General features: G+C 58.4%; 1 protein-coding gene. It reads left to right on the top strand.

Annotated features, from left to right (window positions below):
- Nucleotides 1–40: 40 nt before the first annotated feature.
- The coding region (locus SB771_RS34370) for a glycosyltransferase (RefSeq protein WP_410721959.1) at nt 41–274 on the top strand (234 nt) is incomplete at its 3' end.

The raw sequence follows: 274 nt of genomic DNA, 5'->3' as shown, positions 1-274 counted from the left end.
ATCGCGCCTAGATCCGCTACCTAATGTCGCAATCGACTCCATGATGCTTGGGATGCCGCTCGTCTGTTTTGCAGAAGCCACGGGCGCCGCCGAGGTCCTCGCGAAAGACCCTGCCACCGCGCCGTGTGTTGTGCCATTTTTAGATACCGACGCGGCTGCGAGGCGGATTCTTGATCTGTATCGTTCACCGGCCCAATTGACTGAGACTGGGCGCGCAGTCGGACGTTTGGCGCGATCCACCTTTGACATGCAGTCCTATGTGTCAAAGCTGACC

Source organism: Burkholderia sp. SIMBA_051 (genome assembly GCF_046534915.1).
GTDB classification, from domain to species: domain Bacteria; phylum Pseudomonadota; class Gammaproteobacteria; order Burkholderiales; family Burkholderiaceae; genus Burkholderia; species Burkholderia ambifaria.
The sequence above is the reverse complement of the archived record's forward strand: the minus strand, read 5'-3'. Positions and strand labels throughout refer to the sequence as shown.